Source organism: uncultured Dokdonia sp. (genome assembly GCF_947492535.1).
Lineage (GTDB): Bacteria > Bacteroidota > Bacteroidia > Flavobacteriales > Flavobacteriaceae > Dokdonia.
The window spans coordinates 287,107-304,271 of the sequence record NZ_CANLNH010000004.1 but is presented as its reverse complement, the minus strand read 5'-3'; the positions used below and the strand labels follow the sequence as shown (position 1 = coordinate 304,271).

Here is a 17,165-nt window from a genome sequence, read left to right as displayed (position 1 = left end):
TAGGCCTCTAATTAAGTAAATCGTCATGGCTCAGGCATCTTCAAAACGCATCGAATCTATAGACATCCTGAGAGGTTTAGTGATGATTATTATGGTATTGGATCATGTAAGAGATTATTTCCACATCAATGCTTTTGCAGGGAATTTTCCTGAAAACTTAGAATCAACAAACCTCGCATTATATTTTACACGTTTTATAACGCATTATTGCGCACCTGTATTTGTATTTCTAGCAGGAACTTCAGCATTTTTATACGGACAAAAGAACGGCACAAAGACACTTTCAAAGTTTTTGATTACCCGAGGAATATGGCTTATTATTGTCGAAATCGCAATTAATAATTTACTTTGGTGGTTTGATATTAGTTATGGAATGATTAATCTACAAGTAATCTGGGCGATTGGTTTCTGTATGATTGTTTTAGGGATACTCATTCATCTTCCAAAAAAAATATTAATAGCACTTGGTTTTCTCATTGTACTAGGTCATAATACACTTGACGGTATTAGTATTCCTGATGAAAATCCATGGTCTACCCTATGGAAAATATTTCATGAGTTAAGTTGTATTTCTATAGGCGAAGCCCGTCTATTATGTTTTTCATATCCTGTACTCCCATGGATAGGGGTTATTATTTTAGGGTATTGTTTTGGACATTTTTATAAAAAGAATGCCTCTATAGATACAAGAAAAAAAGGATTACTTATTTTAGGGATTTCATCTATTGCACTCTTTTTCATTTTACGAAGTTTCAACATATATGGAGATCGTATGTTATGGTCTGAACAAGAATCTTTTTCTAAAACGATTATCTCTTATTTTATACTCTCAAAATACCCGCCATCATTGTTGTTTCTATTAATCACTTTAGGGCCTGCATTTTTATTTCTATATGCTATTGAAAACATAAAAAACCGAATTACCAATTTTTTAATTGTTTTTGGAAGAGTTCCTTTCTTCTTTTATGTCATACATGTTTTTGTGGTACATGCAGGTGCTGTACTAGGCCTCCTTATCACAGGCAAAGACTGGCGCACTATGATCTTAGATAATGAAACCATGAGTTCTGGAGCACTTTCTGGCTATGGATACTCCCTAGGGATTGTGTATCTTGTATGGGTTGTTATGATCATACTGTTATATCCCATTTGTAAATGGTTTATGAAATACAAAGCAACACACAAAGGAACTTGGTGGCTCAGCTACATATAACACAAACAGAATGAACATAGTAAAATCTTTTTTCGTATTTCTCTTCTTAGGATTTGGTATCACATCAACACATGCACAGGAATTCTCTGACACAGTAAAACGTTTTATCACAGTAGATAATGCCCATTTTGCTATCACGAATGTCACTGTTATCGATGGTACAGGAAACACCATCAAAGAAAATCAAACCCTTATCATAAAAGATCAACGTATTGAAGCTATAGGAAATACAGCTTCTATGACACTCCCTAGTGATCTTAAACAGATTGATGGTATAGGAAAAACAGTTATCCCGGGACTTGTCATGTTACATGAGCATATGTTTTATACCAAGCCTTTCGAAGATTGGTTTAGTGTAGGACAAATGACATTCACATTCCCCAGACTCTATTTAGCTGGAGGAGTTACCTCTATGCGAACAGGTGGAAGTATTCAACCACAAACTGATTTGAATGTCAAAAAATGGATAGAAGAAGGGAAAATGACAGGACCTAAAATGCATATCACAGGACCTTTTATAGAACGGGAAGGACCACGTGTTCCTGAATTAGGTTTTATAGGAAACACAGATGAAGTTTCTAAAATTGTCAACTATTGGGCAGATAAAGGAGTGACTTCATTTAAAGTATATAATAATATCACAAAAGAAGACCTTAGAATCTGTGTCGCCGAAGCACATAAACGCGGTCTTAAAGTAACCGGACACTTATGCTCTATCACCTATGAAGAAGCTTCAGAAATAGGGATTGATAATTTAGAACATGGATTTATGGCTTCCAGTGATTTCCTTGATGGAAAAGAAGAAAATAAATGTGATCCTTTTGGATCCAGAAGTGCCTTGATACGCGAACCTGAAGATGGAGAAAATATCACAAAACTTATTGATTTACTAATCAAAAACAAGACGGTAATTACAACAACGCCTAATGTCTTTGAACCTTATACCAATCATGAGGTAGTACCCGGAGGTGGTCTGGAGGCCTTAATGCCACAAATACAGGAACGCTTACAATCTGGGTATGACAGAGCACAAGGTAGAGATGATATTGCTGCAAAACTCTATCACAAAAACCTAGCTTGGATCAAAAAATTCTATGATAAAGGCGGGTTTCTTGTTGCCGGAACAGATCCAACAGGCGCAGGACGTACCGTCGCTGGTTATGCTAATCAGCGTACGGTAGAGATTCTCATAGAAGCTGGATTTACACTTGAAGAAGCTATCAAGATATGCACACTTAATGGCGCTACCTTTTTAGAAGTAGATAACGAAGTTGGAAGTATTGCTGTAGGTAAAAAAGCAGATCTTTTAGTAATAGATGGAGATCTCAGAACAGATATTAAAAACATCAGAAAATTAGAAACTGTTTTTAAAGATGGTATTGGCTTTGACTCTCAAAAGCTCTTTGAATCCGTAAAAGGAAAAGTAGGTTTAAACTAAACCATAATAGCATTTCAATTAGAAAAAATTATTCCAGTTTTAGAACGCACTCCCGTTATTCTAAAAACATTTTTAGAAAATTTAGATCCCGATTGGGTGCATCAAATTAAAAGTATAAAAACACATGGAGTCTATATAATAGTATTTGGCACATCATCCATGGGGAAAAAACAGACTGGATTCCGCGTATAAAGCAAATTTTAGATTCTACACATACAGATGCATTTGAGCCTTTTGATCGTTTTGCTCAATTTGAAAATAGCAAAGGAAAAACATTAGAAATGCTATTAGAGGAATTTAAAATTCTAAGAGCGGAAAACATCGACATCTTAAAAAGTCTTGCCCTCACTCAAGAGGAGCTTGCTAAAGAGGGAAAACATCCTCAATTAGGTAGTGTCACTTTAAAAAATCTACTGGCCGCTTGGACAATTCACGATCTTAGCCATATCAATCAGATTACGAGAGTACTAGCAAAATATTTAAAACATGATGTAGGTCCTTGGGAGGCTTATCTAACTGTTATAAAATCATAAATACAACTTGTTGTACATTTTGAGTAATTCCATTGATTTCTTCCCTAACCCTAAAGGGAATATCGACGAAATTTTTAGTTCTTCCTTTAGGATTGAGGTAAAAACTAAAAATTTCACTAGAAAATTAGAGTAATGAACAGATAAATACATTCTTAAAGTAATGGTTTCTTTATACGCTTTCGCGAAAGCGTATAGTTATGCACTCACAGGTAATATAATCGTAAATGTAGTTCCTTCATCAGGCATGCTTGATATTTGTATATCTCCATGATGCTTCTCAATAAATTCTTTACAGAGTATTAAACCAAGACCTGTACCTGTTTCCCCACTTGTTCCTTCTCTACTTACCATCTCTCCTAATTGGAACAAGGAAGAAGCGAGTTCTGGATTCATCCCAATCCCATTATCTTTTATAGAAATATGAATTTTATCATCTTGAAGGTACGAATTGATAACAATCTCCCCACCTATATCTGTATACTTTATAGCATTAGACGTTAAATTACGCACAACCGTTCGGATCATATCTACATCTCCATAAAAACGAATGGTATCATCTAAATTTTGAACAATCGTAATCTTTTTTGCCAGTGCCTGTTGATCTACCAATGCAATTGTTTTTTGAATAACTGTTGTCATATTAAACGTAACTGGATCATAAGCAAGTTCTCCTGTTTGCGAAAGTGCCCAACGTAATAAGTTATTCAATAAGTCAACTGTATTTCTTGTAGCCTTTCTAATCTCCTTAAAAAGAGAATTGATAGAAGGATCATTTGTTTTTTCATTCTGCAATAACCCCAATAACCCTTCCACCGATTGTAATGGTTGTTTTACATCATGACTTATCATGGTAAAAAACCTGTTTTTTGTTTGATTCAAGTCTTGTAATTCTTCATTTTGACTTGCAATCTCTGTATTTGCAATTTCTAATCTGTTGTTTAATTTTCGATATCTATCTAATTGCCACGTAATAATGAATAGCACTAAAATCAGAAGCCCATAATACAATAACAAAATATTTCTGAAACGTTTTCCCTGAAGTGGCAATTCTTTATACGCTGTTGCTATGGTTATCTCAAAACCAAAATATTCTTTTGTTGTAGAGATAAAAGCATCTTCTGGAACATCAAAGTTTTTATAAAACTCTGTATCTACTTCCTCTGTATATACGTCTGTCCCATTATATGATCGTGTACGATCAAACTCATGCCCATGCTCTGTAGAAAACTTAAAGACAAAATCTTTAGTCACCGCATCATCATCATAAATACTAGACATAATGGTAGCAAAATTTAGAATAGGAGCTCCATATCCTTCTACAATACCATGGCGTTTTATTCTAAAATTTATAGGTATTCCTAACCAACCCTCTCTTAGATTTATAGGCGGAAACATCGTAAGATCATCAGTTTCCATTAAAGTATCTAACGCTTTTATTTTTTCTTCACTACGAAAATCTCTTACAGAACTACCTATTAAATTTGCTGGATCATTTTCATACCGAGTAAATGCTTGCCTAAATATATGTGATGTATCTATCACTGAAATAACGATAGAATCTTTGCTATTTATATCATTTAGCTGACTTTGTACAAACTTCTGAAATTGATGCTGACTCGGCATCTCCTCAGACATATTAACATATGATTTCATACCTGCTACAAGTCCTGCTAGATTCTGTATACTACTAGAAAATTGATTTACAGCACGATTATGTATGTAAGCTAATTGCTGTTTATTAGAAATCTTAACTTTCTCTACATTATTTTGGTGCAATAGATAGACAGCAACTCCTCCTAGAAAGAGTAAGAAAAAACATAAATACCAATGAATGGAGCGTTTCAAAATAATTAAATTTTAACTAGCTAAAGATACAACTTATACATATGGTGTATTACAATATCTTTTTTTATGCTTTAATGCTTCGCTCTCCCAATGATTGTGAACCTGTCTGCTCGCAGACAGGTCTCACATGTTCGATATCGTAAAAAATATACTGAGTTTATCAAAGTAACGTATATCCCAGAATTCAAGTAGCATATCACACTTCTTCTAAAAAAAATGTAACATTCTATACATTTTTGCGTTCTTATAGGCACAGCATCATCAATCAACCAGTTCGTTACTAGCGAATACAAAACATACTTTTATGATACAGCAATTTTTCATTCTCTGTTCTGGAGCAGACAGAGATGTGCTAGACACCTGTTCTCGTGGGGAGAAAAATAAATATGCAGGCATAGGCGCCACCGTATTTTTTACAGCTGTTCTAGCAGCTATCGCAGCAACCTATGCATTATACACTATTTTTGACAATGTATATAGAGCCATTCTTTTTGGAGTTCTTTGGGGCTTTGTTATTTTTAATTTAGATCGTTTTATTGTCTCTACACTCAAAAAAAGAGATAATTGGTGGAGAGAATTTGGCATGGCAGTACCACGTCTTATTCTAGCGGTAATTATTGCTATTGTAATTTCAAAACCTCTGGAACTTAAGATTTTTGAAAAAGAAATAGATCGGGTGATGCTAAGCCAAAAGAACGATTACACCGTTCAGAATCAAGGCGAAATCCTAGCTGCGTATACTCCAGAAATCAATAAACTTGATGGAGAAATAACAAGTCTTAAAGACGAGATTGCAACCAAAGAAACAGAGGTCAATAACCTCTATGAAATCTATATTGCCGAAGCAGAAGGCACGGCAGGCACCGAACTTTTGGGCAAGGGTCCCGTCTATCAAGAAAAGCGTGATAAACACGATGCTGCCTTGGAAGAACTTACCGCACTTAAAGCTTCCAGTGCTGATAAGATCGCTTTCGCGGAAGCGGAAAAAACACGCCTTAGAGATGAGTTCAATACAGCCGTAAGCACGAGCCAGCCTATCATTAATAATTTTGACGGACTCATGGCACGTATAGACGCCATGAAAGAATTACCTTGGCTTCCATCCCTATTCATATTTCTATTATTTCTAGCGATCGAAACAGCGCCTATATTTTCAAAATTGATCTCCCCTATGGGAGAATACGATATAAAACTCGCCGATCACGAAGCCACCATAAAAGCATGGAGCGCACAAAAAGCAGCACAACGTAAAATCTTAACAGAAACAGATCATATTTTAAATGATCGTATCTATACTGATATTGCCAATGAGGAAGAGCTTTATAGCTATAAGAAAAAGATGGCCAAAGAAATTATGAAGCGACAGCAAGATGCTTTTTATCGCAGGCAAACTAAGATATTAGGATAATCATATACGGGTGTGATGAATCTATCCATATAGTAGATAGATACCGCTTCATCGTCACACCCTTTTTAGTAAAACGCTATTTTGAGAAATTTGAAAAATATACTCAAAATAGTTCGCTGAACCTGTGTTTTCTGGCAGGCAGGCTAATCCCGTTTTTTTAGCGAAATCGAAAACTACCTTTTATTTATTAATATATTATATCTTTATAGCAAAACAACCTACTACTTGAATATTCAAATAAATAGCGTAAAACTCTATCATAGAGGATTACGCTATTTTTACACACAATGTTTACTAAATACTATATTCGGGTATATAGTATAGAATTATATATGAGGATATGTTATAATTCTATAACACTATTTTCTGCAGCGGCATATGAGTTCCATTCAAAACGATCTGCTTCCTGCTCATTCGTCCATTCTCCATCTATCACATAACGGAATTCATACGACTGTTCTGTTGGAATATCAAAAGTTCCTTTAAAGTTTCCATTTTTAAGTTTCTTTAAAGAGGCTGTAGTGTCCCAATCATTAAAATCTCCAGCTACAGCTACCGTAGTTGCTTCGGCTGCAGGAACAGTAAATGTTACTTTACATACAGGCTTTGTTTTTAGGTATTTCTTTGTAAGTGGCATACGATGATTTATTTAAAATTGTACGCTCCAAATATAGAAATAGCACCTAACAAAAAACAGTTTATCAAGGAGTTAACAGCATTTTTTACAGAATGACAATATTCACTAGGTAAAACAAACAATACGGTAAAACGCAAACGTTTTCAACTATGAATTTGCTAGTAAAATTTCCTATTTTCAATAACTACGTATCACAAATACAACCTAAAAAAACTACAAAACCTCCAATAATTGCTGTAAATCGTCTTCTGTATTGAAATAATGAAACCCAACGCGCAACCCATTACCACGTAAAATACTTACGATATTCTGAGACTCAAGACGTTTTAGAAGAGCCTCATCTCCTTTTAAATTAAAGATGGAAGAATGTGCCGTTCGTTGTACAACAGCTTCTTCCAATAAACCTCGTTCAATAAAAGCTTCCTTTGCTTTTTTAGAAAGTGTCTGTATTTGTTGTGCAATGGTATCGATTCCAAATTCATTAATAAGATCTATCGCAACCCCTAGACTTCCGTAGTTTAAGGTATCTTGATGTCCTGGTTCAAAACGTCCTAAAAAGCTCCCTTCTTGTGCTTTATATTTCCCCTGTAAAGAATTGAATCCTGTCGTTTTTGGAAATACCTTTTCTGCTACCGATTCTTTAATAAGGAAAATCCCATTCCCATAGCCTGCATTCATCCATTTATAACAGCTTCCTCCCATCACATCAATAGCCGATGTATCAAAATCAAAAGCTTCCGTTCCAAAATACTGCGTTGCATCGGCAAAAAATAAGGTGTCAGTATAAGTAGCTTTCAACTGTTTGAGAAAGTCAAAGTCTATTTTGATTCCGTTGATGTATTGTACGACAGAAAATGCAAATATATCAGGCTGCGCTTTCGCGAAAGCGGAGACAATATTTTTCTCCAAATCACCATCTATGTGCGCATATACAATCTCAAAATCACGCGACTCAAACGGCCAATTTACCGAAGGATAATCGTTCTCCAATAACAATACTTTTTTAGGCGTTGGCACACCTTCTAAAAGTGTATTAAATCCGTACGAAAAGTTAGGCACCAATGCCACTCGGTTAGGAGCACAAGAAAATAAGGTTCCTACTTTCTCACGTACTGCTGTGAGTGCAGGACCTCGATTATCTTTAATCGCACTTCCCATCACAAAAAAATCTAAATCATGTTCTTGTCTATATTCCAATACTGGTTCAGGCAACAAACCCGAAGCGGGTGTATTTAGATACGTACATTGTTTTGTGATAGGGAAATATTTTTTAAATGCTGTCATAACTTTTCTGTGCGGGTTAAAAATCTTAATTTTGAGTAAAGGTCGTATATATGTCTATATTCTCAAAGAAAACACCACCCGCTATCGATCCAGAACAACGTGCATTAATTGAAAATGCACAAGCGCGTATGCGTCAAAAAAAGAGACTGTATCGTCATTTTGTGCTTTTTTTAGCAGGCGCTATCCTGATGATTATTGTAAATCTTGCATTGGGTTTTGGAAAAGATATTAAAATATTTGATACTGATTGGTTTGTGTGGGGTATTTTACTGTGGACCTTTTTCTTCCTCGTACACGGAATCAATGTCTTTGTCTTAAACCGTTTTATGGGTAAAGATTGGGAGGAAGAACAAATCAATACACTCGTAAAAAAACAACAGGATAGAATTGCTGTATTAGAAGAGAAAGTAGCAGTAGAACATCCATTACCTGAAAAAAAAACTTCAGCCGAAAACACAGTAACACCTATAGATCCGAATACTCCCCTATGATAACAATGATCGCTGCTGCGGCAGAAAATGACGCCTTAGGAAAAGACAATGACCTTGTATGGCACTTACCCGATGATTTTAAACGTTTTAAAACCTTGACTACGGGACACCATATCATTATGGGACGTAAAACATGGGAATCGTTTCCAAAACCCTTACCTAATCGTACACATGTAGTCATCACCCGTAATACCGATTATAAAGCCGAAGGCGCTGTAGTGGTACATTCTATGGAAGATGCGCTCGCTTTCGCGAAAGATGACTCAAACGCATACATTATTGGTGGTGGAGAAATTTATACGATTGGTCTCGACTTTGCTACCCATATCGAACTCACCCGCGTTCACAGTGAATTTGAAGCCGATGCGTTCTTTCCAAAAATAGATACCGCTATTTGGGAATTACAAGAAAGTGTGTTTCACGATGTAGATGACAGGCATAAATTTGGGTTTACGTATGAGACGTGGAAGAAGCGTTAGTAAAATACAAAAATTACAAACAAAAGAAACCACTTTTAATACGACTAAGACAGGACTAAAACAAACACGATGAAAAATCTAATAGGGATTGACCAAGGTAAAGCCAAAGTACTAACTAGTGAGCTCAACCAATTACTCGCAGACTATCAAGTTTTTTATCAAAACTTACGCGGGTTTCATTGGAACATCAAAGGACGTGAGTTTTTTGAATTGCATTTAAAATTTGAAGAATTTTACAATGATGCCGTGATTAAAATAGATGAAATTGCAGAACGCATCCTTACCTTAGAAGGAGAACCTTTACATACCTTTACGGCCTACGTAAGTCATGCCGATATCAAAGAAGAAAAAGGAATCACTAATGGTATTGAAGGTGTTGAAATTGTAGTCAAAAACTTTGCAACCATTATCTTAAAAGAAAGAGAAATTTTAACCCTTGCCGCCGAAGCAGATGATGAAGGAACCGTTGCATTAATGAGTGACTATATCTCTCAAACAGAAAAAACCCTTTGGATGTTAAACTCATATTTACAATAAAAGGTATAAATCCAAAGGCAAGTACTAAACCCGATAAAGAAATCGACCCAAGGGTTGAGATATTAAACCAAGAGCCCGCTGAAAAAGCGGGATTAGCCTGCCTGCCGGCAAAGGCAGGTTCAACTATCTATTTTATATGCGTCTTACAGACTTTACAAAATAATATTTCACTAATAATCTAATGACAAAACTAAGAGACCAGAACACCGCTTTACTTTTGATAGACCTTCAAAAAGGGTTTTCTGAAGAAGCCCATTGGGGTGGCAATAGAAACAATAGAGATGCCGAAGAAAAGGCATTACAGTTACTAGAAACATGGAGATCATTAAAACTCCCTATTTTCCATATTATTCATAGTTCGCAGGACCCAAACTCATTACTTCATAAATCCCATCCAGGATTTGAAATGATAGACGCCTTAAAGCCTAAAAACGACGAACCGTTAATCATTAAAGATGTGAACAGTGCCTTTATAGGTACTGATCTGAAAGAACGTCTAGATGCTCAAAATATCAATAAACTAGTGATTGTAGGATTGACTACAAATCATTGTATTTCTACCACGACTAGAATGGCTGGAAATTTGGGATTTGATGTGCTATTAATTTCTGATGCAACTGCTACGTTTGACAGACAGGGACTCAACGGACAAACCTATTCTTCAGAGATGATTCATGAAACCGCATTAGCAAGTTTGCATAAAGAATTTGCCGAAGTGGTGGATAGTTCGGTGCTGCTTGAGATGGTTTAAAAAAGAGTCAGGAATCAGGTTTTAAAAACGAATACTCTTTTGTACGCTTTCGCAAAAGCGTATACTGCTTAAAAATTATTCTTACGGTATAATGATATAATATTACGAGTACTAATCATCAAAAAAATATTCTTTGGTCAAGCTGAACTTGTTTCAGCTTCTCACTAATTTGCGCTTAATTTGATGAGATTCTGAAATAAATTCAGAATGACGTATGAAGTCACTTTCGTATTTTAACACTCAAGACTTAGGACTTAAAAAACGAATACTCTTTTGTACGCTTTCGCGAAAGCGTATACAGGATCATTTGCCAAAAGATAAACATATGAGTTTCCCCTCTAGAAAGAGGGGACTAAGGGGTGTGTTATTTATAAACATTCTCTTCCTTCCGTCTGTGTCTCGTTACCTCGATACAGCCACCTTCCCTCTCCAAGGGAAGGAGCTTTTTAAATACAGAAAGTTTGCTTACAATACACTAAAATAGAGTATTACTCCGTCATTAGAGTGTTACTCTATTTGTATTCGATATTATTTTCGCGAAAAGCGAAAATCACTCAATCACCTCACATAGTCCATGTAATTCCTTCAAAGGAGGGAATCTTATTCTTCGCTCCTTAATATCTTTTTTCAAAACCCATAACTAAGAATAAAACGTCGTGATCCCTGATTCCCTTTAGTCATGAGTCACTTTGACAAACAACACAAAACTTTCTGTATTTTTGCAGACACAACTAAATAAACAAACTATATATGAATGCATATATTTTTCCAGGACAAGGAGCACAATTTTCAGGAATGGGACTTGACTTATTTGAAGCCTCTGGACTGGCACAAGATTACTTTCATAAAGCAAATGATATTTTAGGTTTTGCTATTACAGACATTATGTTTGAAGGAGATCCTGAAGATTTAAAACAAACCAAGGTAACACAGCCTGCTATTTTCTTACATTCTGTTATTTTAAGCAAAGTATTAGGAGATTCTTTTCAACCAGATATGGTTGCAGGGCATTCACTAGGAGAATTAAGTGCGCTTGTTGCTAATGGTACTTTAGGTTTTGAAGATGGATTAAAACTGGTATCACAACGTGCCCTTGCCATGCAAAAAGCATGTGAAATGCAACCTTCAACAATGGCTGCTGTATTAGGATTAGAAGACCAAGTAGTAGAAGATGTATGTAAAACTACTGATGGAATTGTAGTGGCTGCAAATTATAACTGTCCCGGACAATTAGTAATTTCTGGAGACATTCCTGCTATCGAAGCTGCCTGTGAAACACTAAAAGAAAAAGGAGCCCGTCGTGCATTGGTACTTCCTGTAGGTGGTGCTTTCCACTCTCCTTTAATGGAGCCTGCTCGGGAAGAACTTGCTGCTGCTATAGAAAACACAACATTTAACACACCAACCTGTCCTATATATCAAAATGTATCTACGACAGCAATTACAGATCCAAAGGTCATTAAAGAAAATTTAATGGCACAGCTTACGGCTCCTGTAAAATGGACACAAAGCATACAACATATGATCGCAGATGGAGCTACTCACTTTGTAGAAGTAGGTCCAGGAAAAGTATTACAAGGATTAATGCGTAAAATAGATCGTAATGTTACAGCAAGTGGTGCTGCATTGCCAGAATAGGTAATTACTTTTATATACGACTATAAAAAAAGCCCGGCAATGCCGGGCTTTTTAGTTACTTTCTTTTAATCACAAATATTAATGGTCAGTAACATTTTTTACAGCGTCTTTTGCATCTTTAGCAGCATCTTTCGCTTTATCTACAGCATTTCCTGCTGCATCTTTTACATCTTTTACAGCTTCACCAGCCTTATCTACAGCATTTCCAGCAGCATCTTTAGCATCATTTACAGCTTCACCGGCTTTATCTATCGCTTCACCCGCAGCATTGGTTGCACTCTCTACTGCTTCACCTGCAGCATTTGTTGCATTCTCTACTGCTTCCCCAGCAGCATTTGTTGCTTCGTTAACAGCATCTCCTGCAGCGTCTGCTGCATTGTTAGCAGCTTCACCAGCAGCATTAGCCGCATTTTCCACAGCATTTCCTGCTTCTTCAGCATTTTCTTTTACTTCTCTACAAGAAGTAATATTGAAAACTAAAGCTACAGCAGCAATACTCAAAATAATTCGTTTCATGTCGTTATAAGTTTTGACGATTAGTTATGGACCAAAATTAACATATACATCCTAATCAATAGTGCAATCAAGATGAATGTTTTGTTTTTATCGATGAAATACACAAACAACACCTTTAAAAACACCTTTAGTCTTTAAATTATACTTTATATACGTCTATACCTTCCTAACTGGATCACGACACATATAGAAAAAACGGAAATATTCCTAATTAATAACTAGGAAATATTCCTAAAATTCTTATATTCACCAAATGGGAACAAATGAATTACCTTCAGAGATACGCCGTTTTAAAGAAATACGTGAAGATCATGATTTTACACAGTCTGAATTTGCAGAACAATTAGGCATTAAACATTCTACTGCCGATATAGAACGTGGTCGTACAAAACTTTCGGGTCGTGTAGTAACAGAATTATTACGCCTTTTTAATGTCAATCCATTATGGCTGTTTGGATATAGTAATCAAAAGCAACTTACAACAGATAGTGGTGATATTAGTCCTAAAGTGGTTATCGTTGATAAAGAAGATCAAGAAAATATGATCTTAGTAAATCAGAAAGCTGCGGCAGGATATCCTAATAATATTCAAGATGTAGAATGGTATCAAAAACTCCCAGCTTTTGATCTTCCACTACCTCAATATCGCAATGCAACTTATCGTGGTTTTCAAGTTGAAGGAGATAGTATGCTTCCTAATTTTAGACCTGATGATTGGGTACTTGCTAAAGGTGTAGAAAGCTTAGATTATGCGAGTGATAATAAAGTGTATGTAGTTGTTATGCAAGACGCCGTTGTGGTAAAAAAATTACAAAAACTACCAAACTCTTCAAAAGTATTATTGGTTTCTCTTAATGAAGAATATGTCCCTTATGAAGTATTTGTAAGTGATATTCAAGAAATATGGCAAGTCAACAGTAAGCTTACTTTTAATATAGATTCAGGCTCTGAACATACATTACTTCGAGAATTGCAAGCATCTATGCAAGAGTTAAAGAGTCAGATTAAAAATTTAAACACTTAATGCAATTTTATGGGTTTCCCAGAATTATTTGATTTCTTAGAACGCTTACAGCAAAACAATTCTAAGGAATGGATGGATCTCAACCGAAAAGAATATAAGGCGGTACGTACTTTTTTTGTGAGTTGGCTAGATGAGCTTAACAGCAAACTAGCGACAGTAGATCCAGATTATTTTGATACCCCAGGAAAAAAGGGAATCAATAGAATTAATAACAATCTGATGTTTGCGCCTAATAAACCTATTTACAAAGATCATTTTGCTGCTGGATTAGATCAACTGACCAAGCAAGGCGATTTTTATATAGAAATAGGACTGAAGCACAATCTACTCGCGGGTGGTTTTTGGCGTCCTGAAAAATCAGTATTACGAAGTATTCGAGATGCTATAGATTATAATGGAGAAGAACTTTTAGCTATACTTGAAAAGCCATCCTTCAAAAAAATGTTTGGGACACTCTATCATGATGATCCTTTAAAGACAGCTCCAAAAGGGTTTTCAAAAGAGCATCCGCATATTGAATTATTGAGACATAAAACATTTGGTATTGAAATGACGCTTTCGCGAAAGCAAATACTAGATCCTAACTATCAGGAAAAATGTATAGAAGTCTATTTAGAGATGCTTCCTTTTAGACGTTATTTACGAGAAGCTGTTACGGTACAATAGTCATTGTAAAACAATCAAAACGTATCTTTGTATTTCTTCTTATGTAAATGCAGTAAAAAAAGCATTTGCATCCCTTGTAAATTAATAGATTAGTGGTATATTTGCACCCGCTTAAATCGAAAGATTAAGTTATTTTTAATCATTAATTAATAGCTATGTACGCAATTGTAGAGATAGCAGGGCAGCAATTTAAAGTTGCAAAAGACCAGAAAGTCTTTGTACACCGCCTAGCAACCGAAGAAGGAAAGAAAGTGTCTTTTGACAACGTTCTTTTAATCGGTGACGGTGACAAAGTAACGATCGGCGCCCCGGCTATAGACGGAGCTCAAGTAGGAGCTAAAGTCGTTAAACACCTAAAAGGTGACAAAGTAATCGTTTTCAAAAAGAAAAGACGTAAAGGATACCGTGTTAAAAACGGACACCGTCAGTCTCTTACTGAAATCGTAATCGAAAACATCACAGCATCTGGAGCTAAGAAAGCTGCTCCTAAAAAAGAAGCTAAAAAAGCTGAGCCAAAAGCGGCTGCTCCTGTAAAGGAAGCTGCTCCTAAAGCTGAAGCTAAAAAAGCACCCGCAAAGAAAGCTGCTTCAAAAGGTGATGATCTTAAGAAAATAGAAGGTATCGGACCAAAAATTGCTCAAACATTAACAGACGCTGGAATCGCAACGTTTGCTGAGTTAGCAAAAACTGATGCTGCTAAAATTTCTGAAATCATAGCAGGTGTACGTGGAAATCACGTTACAGACACATGGCCAAAGCAAGCTGAAATGGCTGCTGCAGGTGAGTGGGATGCTCTTAAGAAATGGCAAGACGAATTAGACGGCGGTAAAGCATAAGCTTCCGTTAAGTATAACTTATATCCCGTTGCAGAACGGGAACTAAAACCGAAACAAGATGGCTCATAAAAAAGGAGTTGGTAGTTCTAAAAACGGTCGTGAATCAGCATCGAAACGCTTAGGCGTTAAGATTTTTGGTGGCCAAGCTGCAATCGCAGGGAACATCATCGTACGTCAAAGAGGAAATACACACCATCCAGGTGAAAATGTATACGGTGGAAAAGATCACACACTTCACGCTAAAGTGGACGGTGTTGTAAAATTCACTAAAAAGAAAGACAATAAATCTTACGTTTCAATCGTACCGTTTGAAGCATAAGAACTGTTTTTTCCTTATAAACAAAAGCCTTTTCTAAATAGAAAAGGCTTTTTTATTTTATGAAAAGAATTGATCCTATAATAATAAGAGACATCTTATAGACTTTTCTACATTGAGTTTCACTAATAAATTTTAGGCATCCTTTTTGATATTATCCGTAAAACTAACAATCCTACTATGAAAAATATACAGCTCCTTTTAATAGCCGTTTTACTTCAATCTTGCTTTCCTGTTAGCATTCCTCCTAATCTAGAAAATGGAAAATGGATGGAAGCTCAAAAATTTAAACGCAAACTCCCTAATCAATACGCATACATTTTTACAGATCCCAAAGATGCCAATGAGTTTTATTATTACATAAGCGCTAAGTTTCCACCAAATCAAGAAGGAGATTCTGAAAACAATGTTCCTGTACAAATAAATGATACCAATTACTACATTTCTTTTTATGAAACCGAAAAGAAATCTCGTATGGTCAATTTACTTCCAGCAATTACGAATGAAGTATTGAGAGACAAAAACATTCCTATTGAACTTGAAGAGCCCCCAATTACAAGAGAAGGTACTTGGTATATTGTTCTTACGATCACAGATGCCGAATTTATAGATGCCTTGTCTCCCAGCTACAAGAATCAAAAAAAGATTTTAGACTACACCAAGATACTTCATAATGAATACATAAGCACCACTAATTATAATAGCCTACAATTTCAGAAGTAACTATTCATACAAGATTATCATAAAGAGTACGCTTTCGCGAACCTGTCTGCCGACAGGTTCACGATCATCTTGATACTGAATCATTAACGTGTATTCAATACAATACTGTAAAGATCATTTTTAATCATAGGAGATATTGTTTGTTCTATATGGCATAGTCTTTGATTTTATCCCAAAGACTAAAACTACACCTATGAAAAGAATATCCTACATTCTCCTTCTATCTATTTGTTATTCCTGTATACCACTACAGATTGCACCTAATTTAGAGGAGGGAAAAGTTTACAAAGCAAAGAAATTTAAGCGTTCACTTCCTAAACAACGCACCTATGTGTTTACAGATCCTAAAGACGCCAATGAATTTTATCACTTTATAACCTCTAAGTATCAGACCAACACAGATACTGATGAGAATAACATTCCGATACTTATAGAAAACAGACGTTATTTCTTATCATTTTACGAAACAAAAAAAACGACACAAACGATTAATTTAGTGCCGCTTGCTTTAGATGCTACTTTAATAGCTAATGATAGCGAACCTATTTTAGAGGATATATACACTTCAAGAACAGGAAACTGGTACATCGCACTTACCATTACAGATTCAAATCTTAACGATGCCTTTTAGATCCAACCTATAGAGATGTAGCTAAAATTGTATCCTTTGCAACACAATTGCAAGAAGAATATCTTACCACTCAGAACTACAATGAGTTATTGCTTCAGAAAACAGTAAACACTCATTAATAAAGTGATGATACAGGATACGCTTTCGCGAAAGCGCACTTAGTATTATATATAGAAAGCTCCCTCTTACAAATAAAAGG

Annotated in this window: 19 protein-coding genes; 15 read left to right on the top strand and 4 right to left on the bottom strand. The window is 35.7% G+C overall.

The genetic code is table 11. The features are described from left to right. The first annotated feature begins 25 nt into the window (after window positions 1–25). The 3 genes from Q1A60_RS07725 to Q1A60_RS07715 all read left to right on the top strand — a co-directional run bounded on the left by Q1A60_RS07725 (window position 26) and on the right by Q1A60_RS07715 (window position 3,184). On the top strand, window positions 26–1,213 hold the full coding sequence (locus Q1A60_RS07725) for a heparan-alpha-glucosaminide N-acetyltransferase domain-containing protein (RefSeq protein ID WP_299763868.1): 1,188 nt from the start codon (window positions 26–28) through the stop codon (window positions 1,211–1,213). A 10-nt stretch (window positions 1,214–1,223) separates the two neighbouring features. Then, on the top strand, window positions 1,224–2,651 hold the full coding sequence (locus Q1A60_RS07720) for an amidohydrolase family protein (RefSeq protein WP_299763870.1): 1,428 nt from the start codon (window positions 1,224–1,226) through the stop codon (window positions 2,649–2,651). Between the two features lie 143 nt (window positions 2,652–2,794). Next, entirely contained in the window at window positions 2,795–3,184 is a 390-nt protein-coding gene (locus tag Q1A60_RS07715; RefSeq protein WP_363322576.1) for a DinB family protein, read from the top strand. A gap of 195 nt (window positions 3,185–3,379) precedes the next feature. Here Q1A60_RS07715 and Q1A60_RS07710 read toward each other — a convergent pair whose 3' ends face one another. Continuing rightward, a complete protein-coding gene (locus Q1A60_RS07710; RefSeq protein WP_299763872.1) occupies window positions 3,380–5,029 on the bottom strand; it encodes a HAMP domain-containing sensor histidine kinase in 1,650 nt (549 codons plus the stop codon). 304 nt (window positions 5,030–5,333) lie between these two features. Between Q1A60_RS07710 and Q1A60_RS07705 the strand changes: the two genes are divergently transcribed. Then, window positions 5,334–6,437 (top strand): DUF4407 domain-containing protein, encoded by a 1,104-nt coding sequence (locus tag Q1A60_RS07705; RefSeq protein ID WP_299763873.1) that lies wholly within the window; start codon window positions 5,334–5,336, stop codon window positions 6,435–6,437. Between the two features lie 343 nt (window positions 6,438–6,780). Here the strand turns inward: Q1A60_RS07705 and Q1A60_RS07700 are convergent, their stop codons facing one another. Together Q1A60_RS07700 and Q1A60_RS07695 are read right to left on the bottom strand one after the other, a co-directional pair. Next, the gene (locus tag Q1A60_RS07700) at window positions 6,781–7,074 is read right to left on the bottom strand and encodes an isoamylase early set domain-containing protein (RefSeq protein WP_299763875.1); all 294 of its coding nucleotides are present in this window, start codon (window positions 7,072–7,074) and stop codon (window positions 6,781–6,783) included. Window positions 7,075–7,287: 213 nt separating this feature from the next. Next, the gene (locus Q1A60_RS07695; protein ID WP_299763877.1) at window positions 7,288–8,358 is read right to left on the bottom strand and encodes an aminotransferase class V-fold PLP-dependent enzyme; all 1,071 of its coding nucleotides are present in this window, start codon (window positions 8,356–8,358) and stop codon (window positions 7,288–7,290) included. Window positions 8,359–8,408: 50 nt separating this feature from the next. Between Q1A60_RS07695 and Q1A60_RS07690 the strand changes: the two genes are divergently transcribed. The 5 genes from Q1A60_RS07690 to fabD all read left to right on the top strand — a co-directional run bounded on the left by Q1A60_RS07690 (window position 8,409) and on the right by fabD (window position 12,254). Then, on the top strand, window positions 8,409–8,849 hold the full coding sequence (locus Q1A60_RS07690) for a 2TM domain-containing protein (protein WP_299763879.1): 441 nt from the start codon (window positions 8,409–8,411) through the stop codon (window positions 8,847–8,849). Continuing rightward, window positions 8,846–9,328: a dihydrofolate reductase gene (locus Q1A60_RS07685; protein ID WP_299763881.1), complete on the top strand. Its 483-nt coding sequence runs from the start codon at window positions 8,846–8,848 to the stop codon at window positions 9,326–9,328. Before Q1A60_RS07690 ends, Q1A60_RS07685 begins: the two co-directional genes overlap by 4 nt. A 69-nt stretch (window positions 9,329–9,397) precedes the next feature. Further along, complete coding sequence (locus Q1A60_RS07680) at window positions 9,398–9,865, top strand: Dps family protein (RefSeq protein ID WP_299763883.1); 468 nt, start codon at window positions 9,398–9,400, stop codon at window positions 9,863–9,865. 181 nt (window positions 9,866–10,046) lie between these two features. Beyond that, the gene (locus tag Q1A60_RS07675; protein ID WP_299763885.1) at window positions 10,047–10,616 is read left to right on the top strand and encodes a cysteine hydrolase family protein; all 570 of its coding nucleotides are present in this window, start codon (window positions 10,047–10,049) and stop codon (window positions 10,614–10,616) included. A gap of 750 nt (window positions 10,617–11,366) precedes the next feature. Beyond that, window positions 11,367–12,254: an ACP S-malonyltransferase gene (fabD, locus tag Q1A60_RS07670; RefSeq protein ID WP_299763887.1), complete on the top strand. Its 888-nt coding sequence runs from the start codon at window positions 11,367–11,369 to the stop codon at window positions 12,252–12,254. Window positions 12,255–12,332: 78 nt separating this feature from the next. Here fabD and Q1A60_RS07665 read toward each other — a convergent pair whose 3' ends face one another. Further along, a complete protein-coding gene (locus Q1A60_RS07665) occupies window positions 12,333–12,770 on the bottom strand; it encodes a hypothetical protein (protein ID WP_299763889.1) in 438 nt (145 codons plus the stop codon). 253 nt (window positions 12,771–13,023) lie between these two features. Here Q1A60_RS07665 and Q1A60_RS07660 point away from each other — a divergent pair, with 253 nt between their 5' ends. From Q1A60_RS07660 to Q1A60_RS07635, 6 genes are all read left to right on the top strand, one after another. Further along, entirely contained in the window at window positions 13,024–13,794 is a 771-nt protein-coding gene (locus tag Q1A60_RS07660; protein WP_299763891.1) for an XRE family transcriptional regulator, read from the top strand. Between the two features lie 9 nt (window positions 13,795–13,803). Further along, the gene (locus Q1A60_RS07655) at window positions 13,804–14,460 is read left to right on the top strand and encodes a DUF2461 domain-containing protein (RefSeq protein ID WP_299763893.1); all 657 of its coding nucleotides are present in this window, start codon (window positions 13,804–13,806) and stop codon (window positions 14,458–14,460) included. A 155-nt stretch (window positions 14,461–14,615) separates the two neighbouring features. Then, window positions 14,616–15,296: a 50S ribosomal protein L21 gene (gene rplU, locus Q1A60_RS07650; protein WP_299763895.1), complete on the top strand. Its 681-nt coding sequence runs from the start codon at window positions 14,616–14,618 to the stop codon at window positions 15,294–15,296. 58 nt (window positions 15,297–15,354) lie between these two features. Further along, the gene (gene rpmA / locus Q1A60_RS07645) at window positions 15,355–15,615 is read left to right on the top strand and encodes a 50S ribosomal protein L27 (protein WP_089369816.1); all 261 of its coding nucleotides are present in this window, start codon (window positions 15,355–15,357) and stop codon (window positions 15,613–15,615) included. Window positions 15,616–15,792: 177 nt separating this feature from the next. Next, on the top strand, window positions 15,793–16,335 hold the full coding sequence (locus Q1A60_RS07640) for a hypothetical protein (protein WP_299763897.1): 543 nt from the start codon (window positions 15,793–15,795) through the stop codon (window positions 16,333–16,335). Between the two features lie 193 nt (window positions 16,336–16,528). Then, window positions 16,529–16,966: a hypothetical protein gene (locus Q1A60_RS07635; RefSeq protein ID WP_299763899.1), complete on the top strand. Its 438-nt coding sequence runs from the start codon at window positions 16,529–16,531 to the stop codon at window positions 16,964–16,966. Window positions 16,967–17,165 lie beyond the last annotated feature (199 nt).

What these genes read in the sequence shown, in the direction of transcription:
- rpmA (WP_089369816.1), top strand. Translation starts at nt 15,355, where the DNA reads ATGGCTCATAAAAAAGGAGTTGGTAGTTCTAAAAACGGTCGTGAATCA.
- Q1A60_RS07725 (WP_299763868.1), top strand. Translation starts at nt 26, where the DNA reads ATGGCTCAGGCATCTTCAAAACGCATCGAATCTATAGACATCCTGAGA.
- Q1A60_RS07675 (WP_299763885.1), top strand. Translation starts at nt 10,047, where the DNA reads ATGACAAAACTAAGAGACCAGAACACCGCTTTACTTTTGATAGACCTT.
- Q1A60_RS07655 (WP_299763893.1), top strand. Translation starts at nt 13,804, where the DNA reads ATGGGTTTCCCAGAATTATTTGATTTCTTAGAACGCTTACAGCAAAAC.
- fabD (WP_299763887.1), top strand. Translation starts at nt 11,367, where the DNA reads ATGAATGCATATATTTTTCCAGGACAAGGAGCACAATTTTCAGGAATG.
- rplU (WP_299763895.1), top strand. Translation starts at nt 14,616, where the DNA reads ATGTACGCAATTGTAGAGATAGCAGGGCAGCAATTTAAAGTTGCAAAA.
- Q1A60_RS07685 (WP_299763881.1), top strand. Translation starts at nt 8,846, where the DNA reads ATGATAACAATGATCGCTGCTGCGGCAGAAAATGACGCCTTAGGAAAA.
- Q1A60_RS07720 (WP_299763870.1), top strand. Translation starts at nt 1,224, where the DNA reads ATGAACATAGTAAAATCTTTTTTCGTATTTCTCTTCTTAGGATTTGGT.
- Q1A60_RS07640 (WP_299763897.1), top strand. Translation starts at nt 15,793, where the DNA reads ATGAAAAATATACAGCTCCTTTTAATAGCCGTTTTACTTCAATCTTGC.
- Q1A60_RS07690 (WP_299763879.1), top strand. Translation starts at nt 8,409, where the DNA reads ATGTCTATATTCTCAAAGAAAACACCACCCGCTATCGATCCAGAACAA.
- Q1A60_RS07700 (WP_299763875.1), bottom strand. Translation starts at nt 7,074, where the DNA reads ATGCCACTTACAAAGAAATACCTAAAAACAAAGCCTGTATGTAAAGTA.
- Q1A60_RS07680 (WP_299763883.1), top strand. Translation starts at nt 9,398, where the DNA reads ATGAAAAATCTAATAGGGATTGACCAAGGTAAAGCCAAAGTACTAACT.
- Q1A60_RS07705 (WP_299763873.1), top strand. Translation starts at nt 5,334, where the DNA reads ATGATACAGCAATTTTTCATTCTCTGTTCTGGAGCAGACAGAGATGTG.
- Q1A60_RS07665 (WP_299763889.1), bottom strand. Translation starts at nt 12,770, where the DNA reads ATGAAACGAATTATTTTGAGTATTGCTGCTGTAGCTTTAGTTTTCAAT.
- Q1A60_RS07660 (WP_299763891.1), top strand. Translation starts at nt 13,024, where the DNA reads ATGGGAACAAATGAATTACCTTCAGAGATACGCCGTTTTAAAGAAATA.
- Q1A60_RS07635 (WP_299763899.1), top strand. Translation starts at nt 16,529, where the DNA reads ATGAAAAGAATATCCTACATTCTCCTTCTATCTATTTGTTATTCCTGT.
- Q1A60_RS07695 (WP_299763877.1), bottom strand. Translation starts at nt 8,358, where the DNA reads ATGACAGCATTTAAAAAATATTTCCCTATCACAAAACAATGTACGTAT.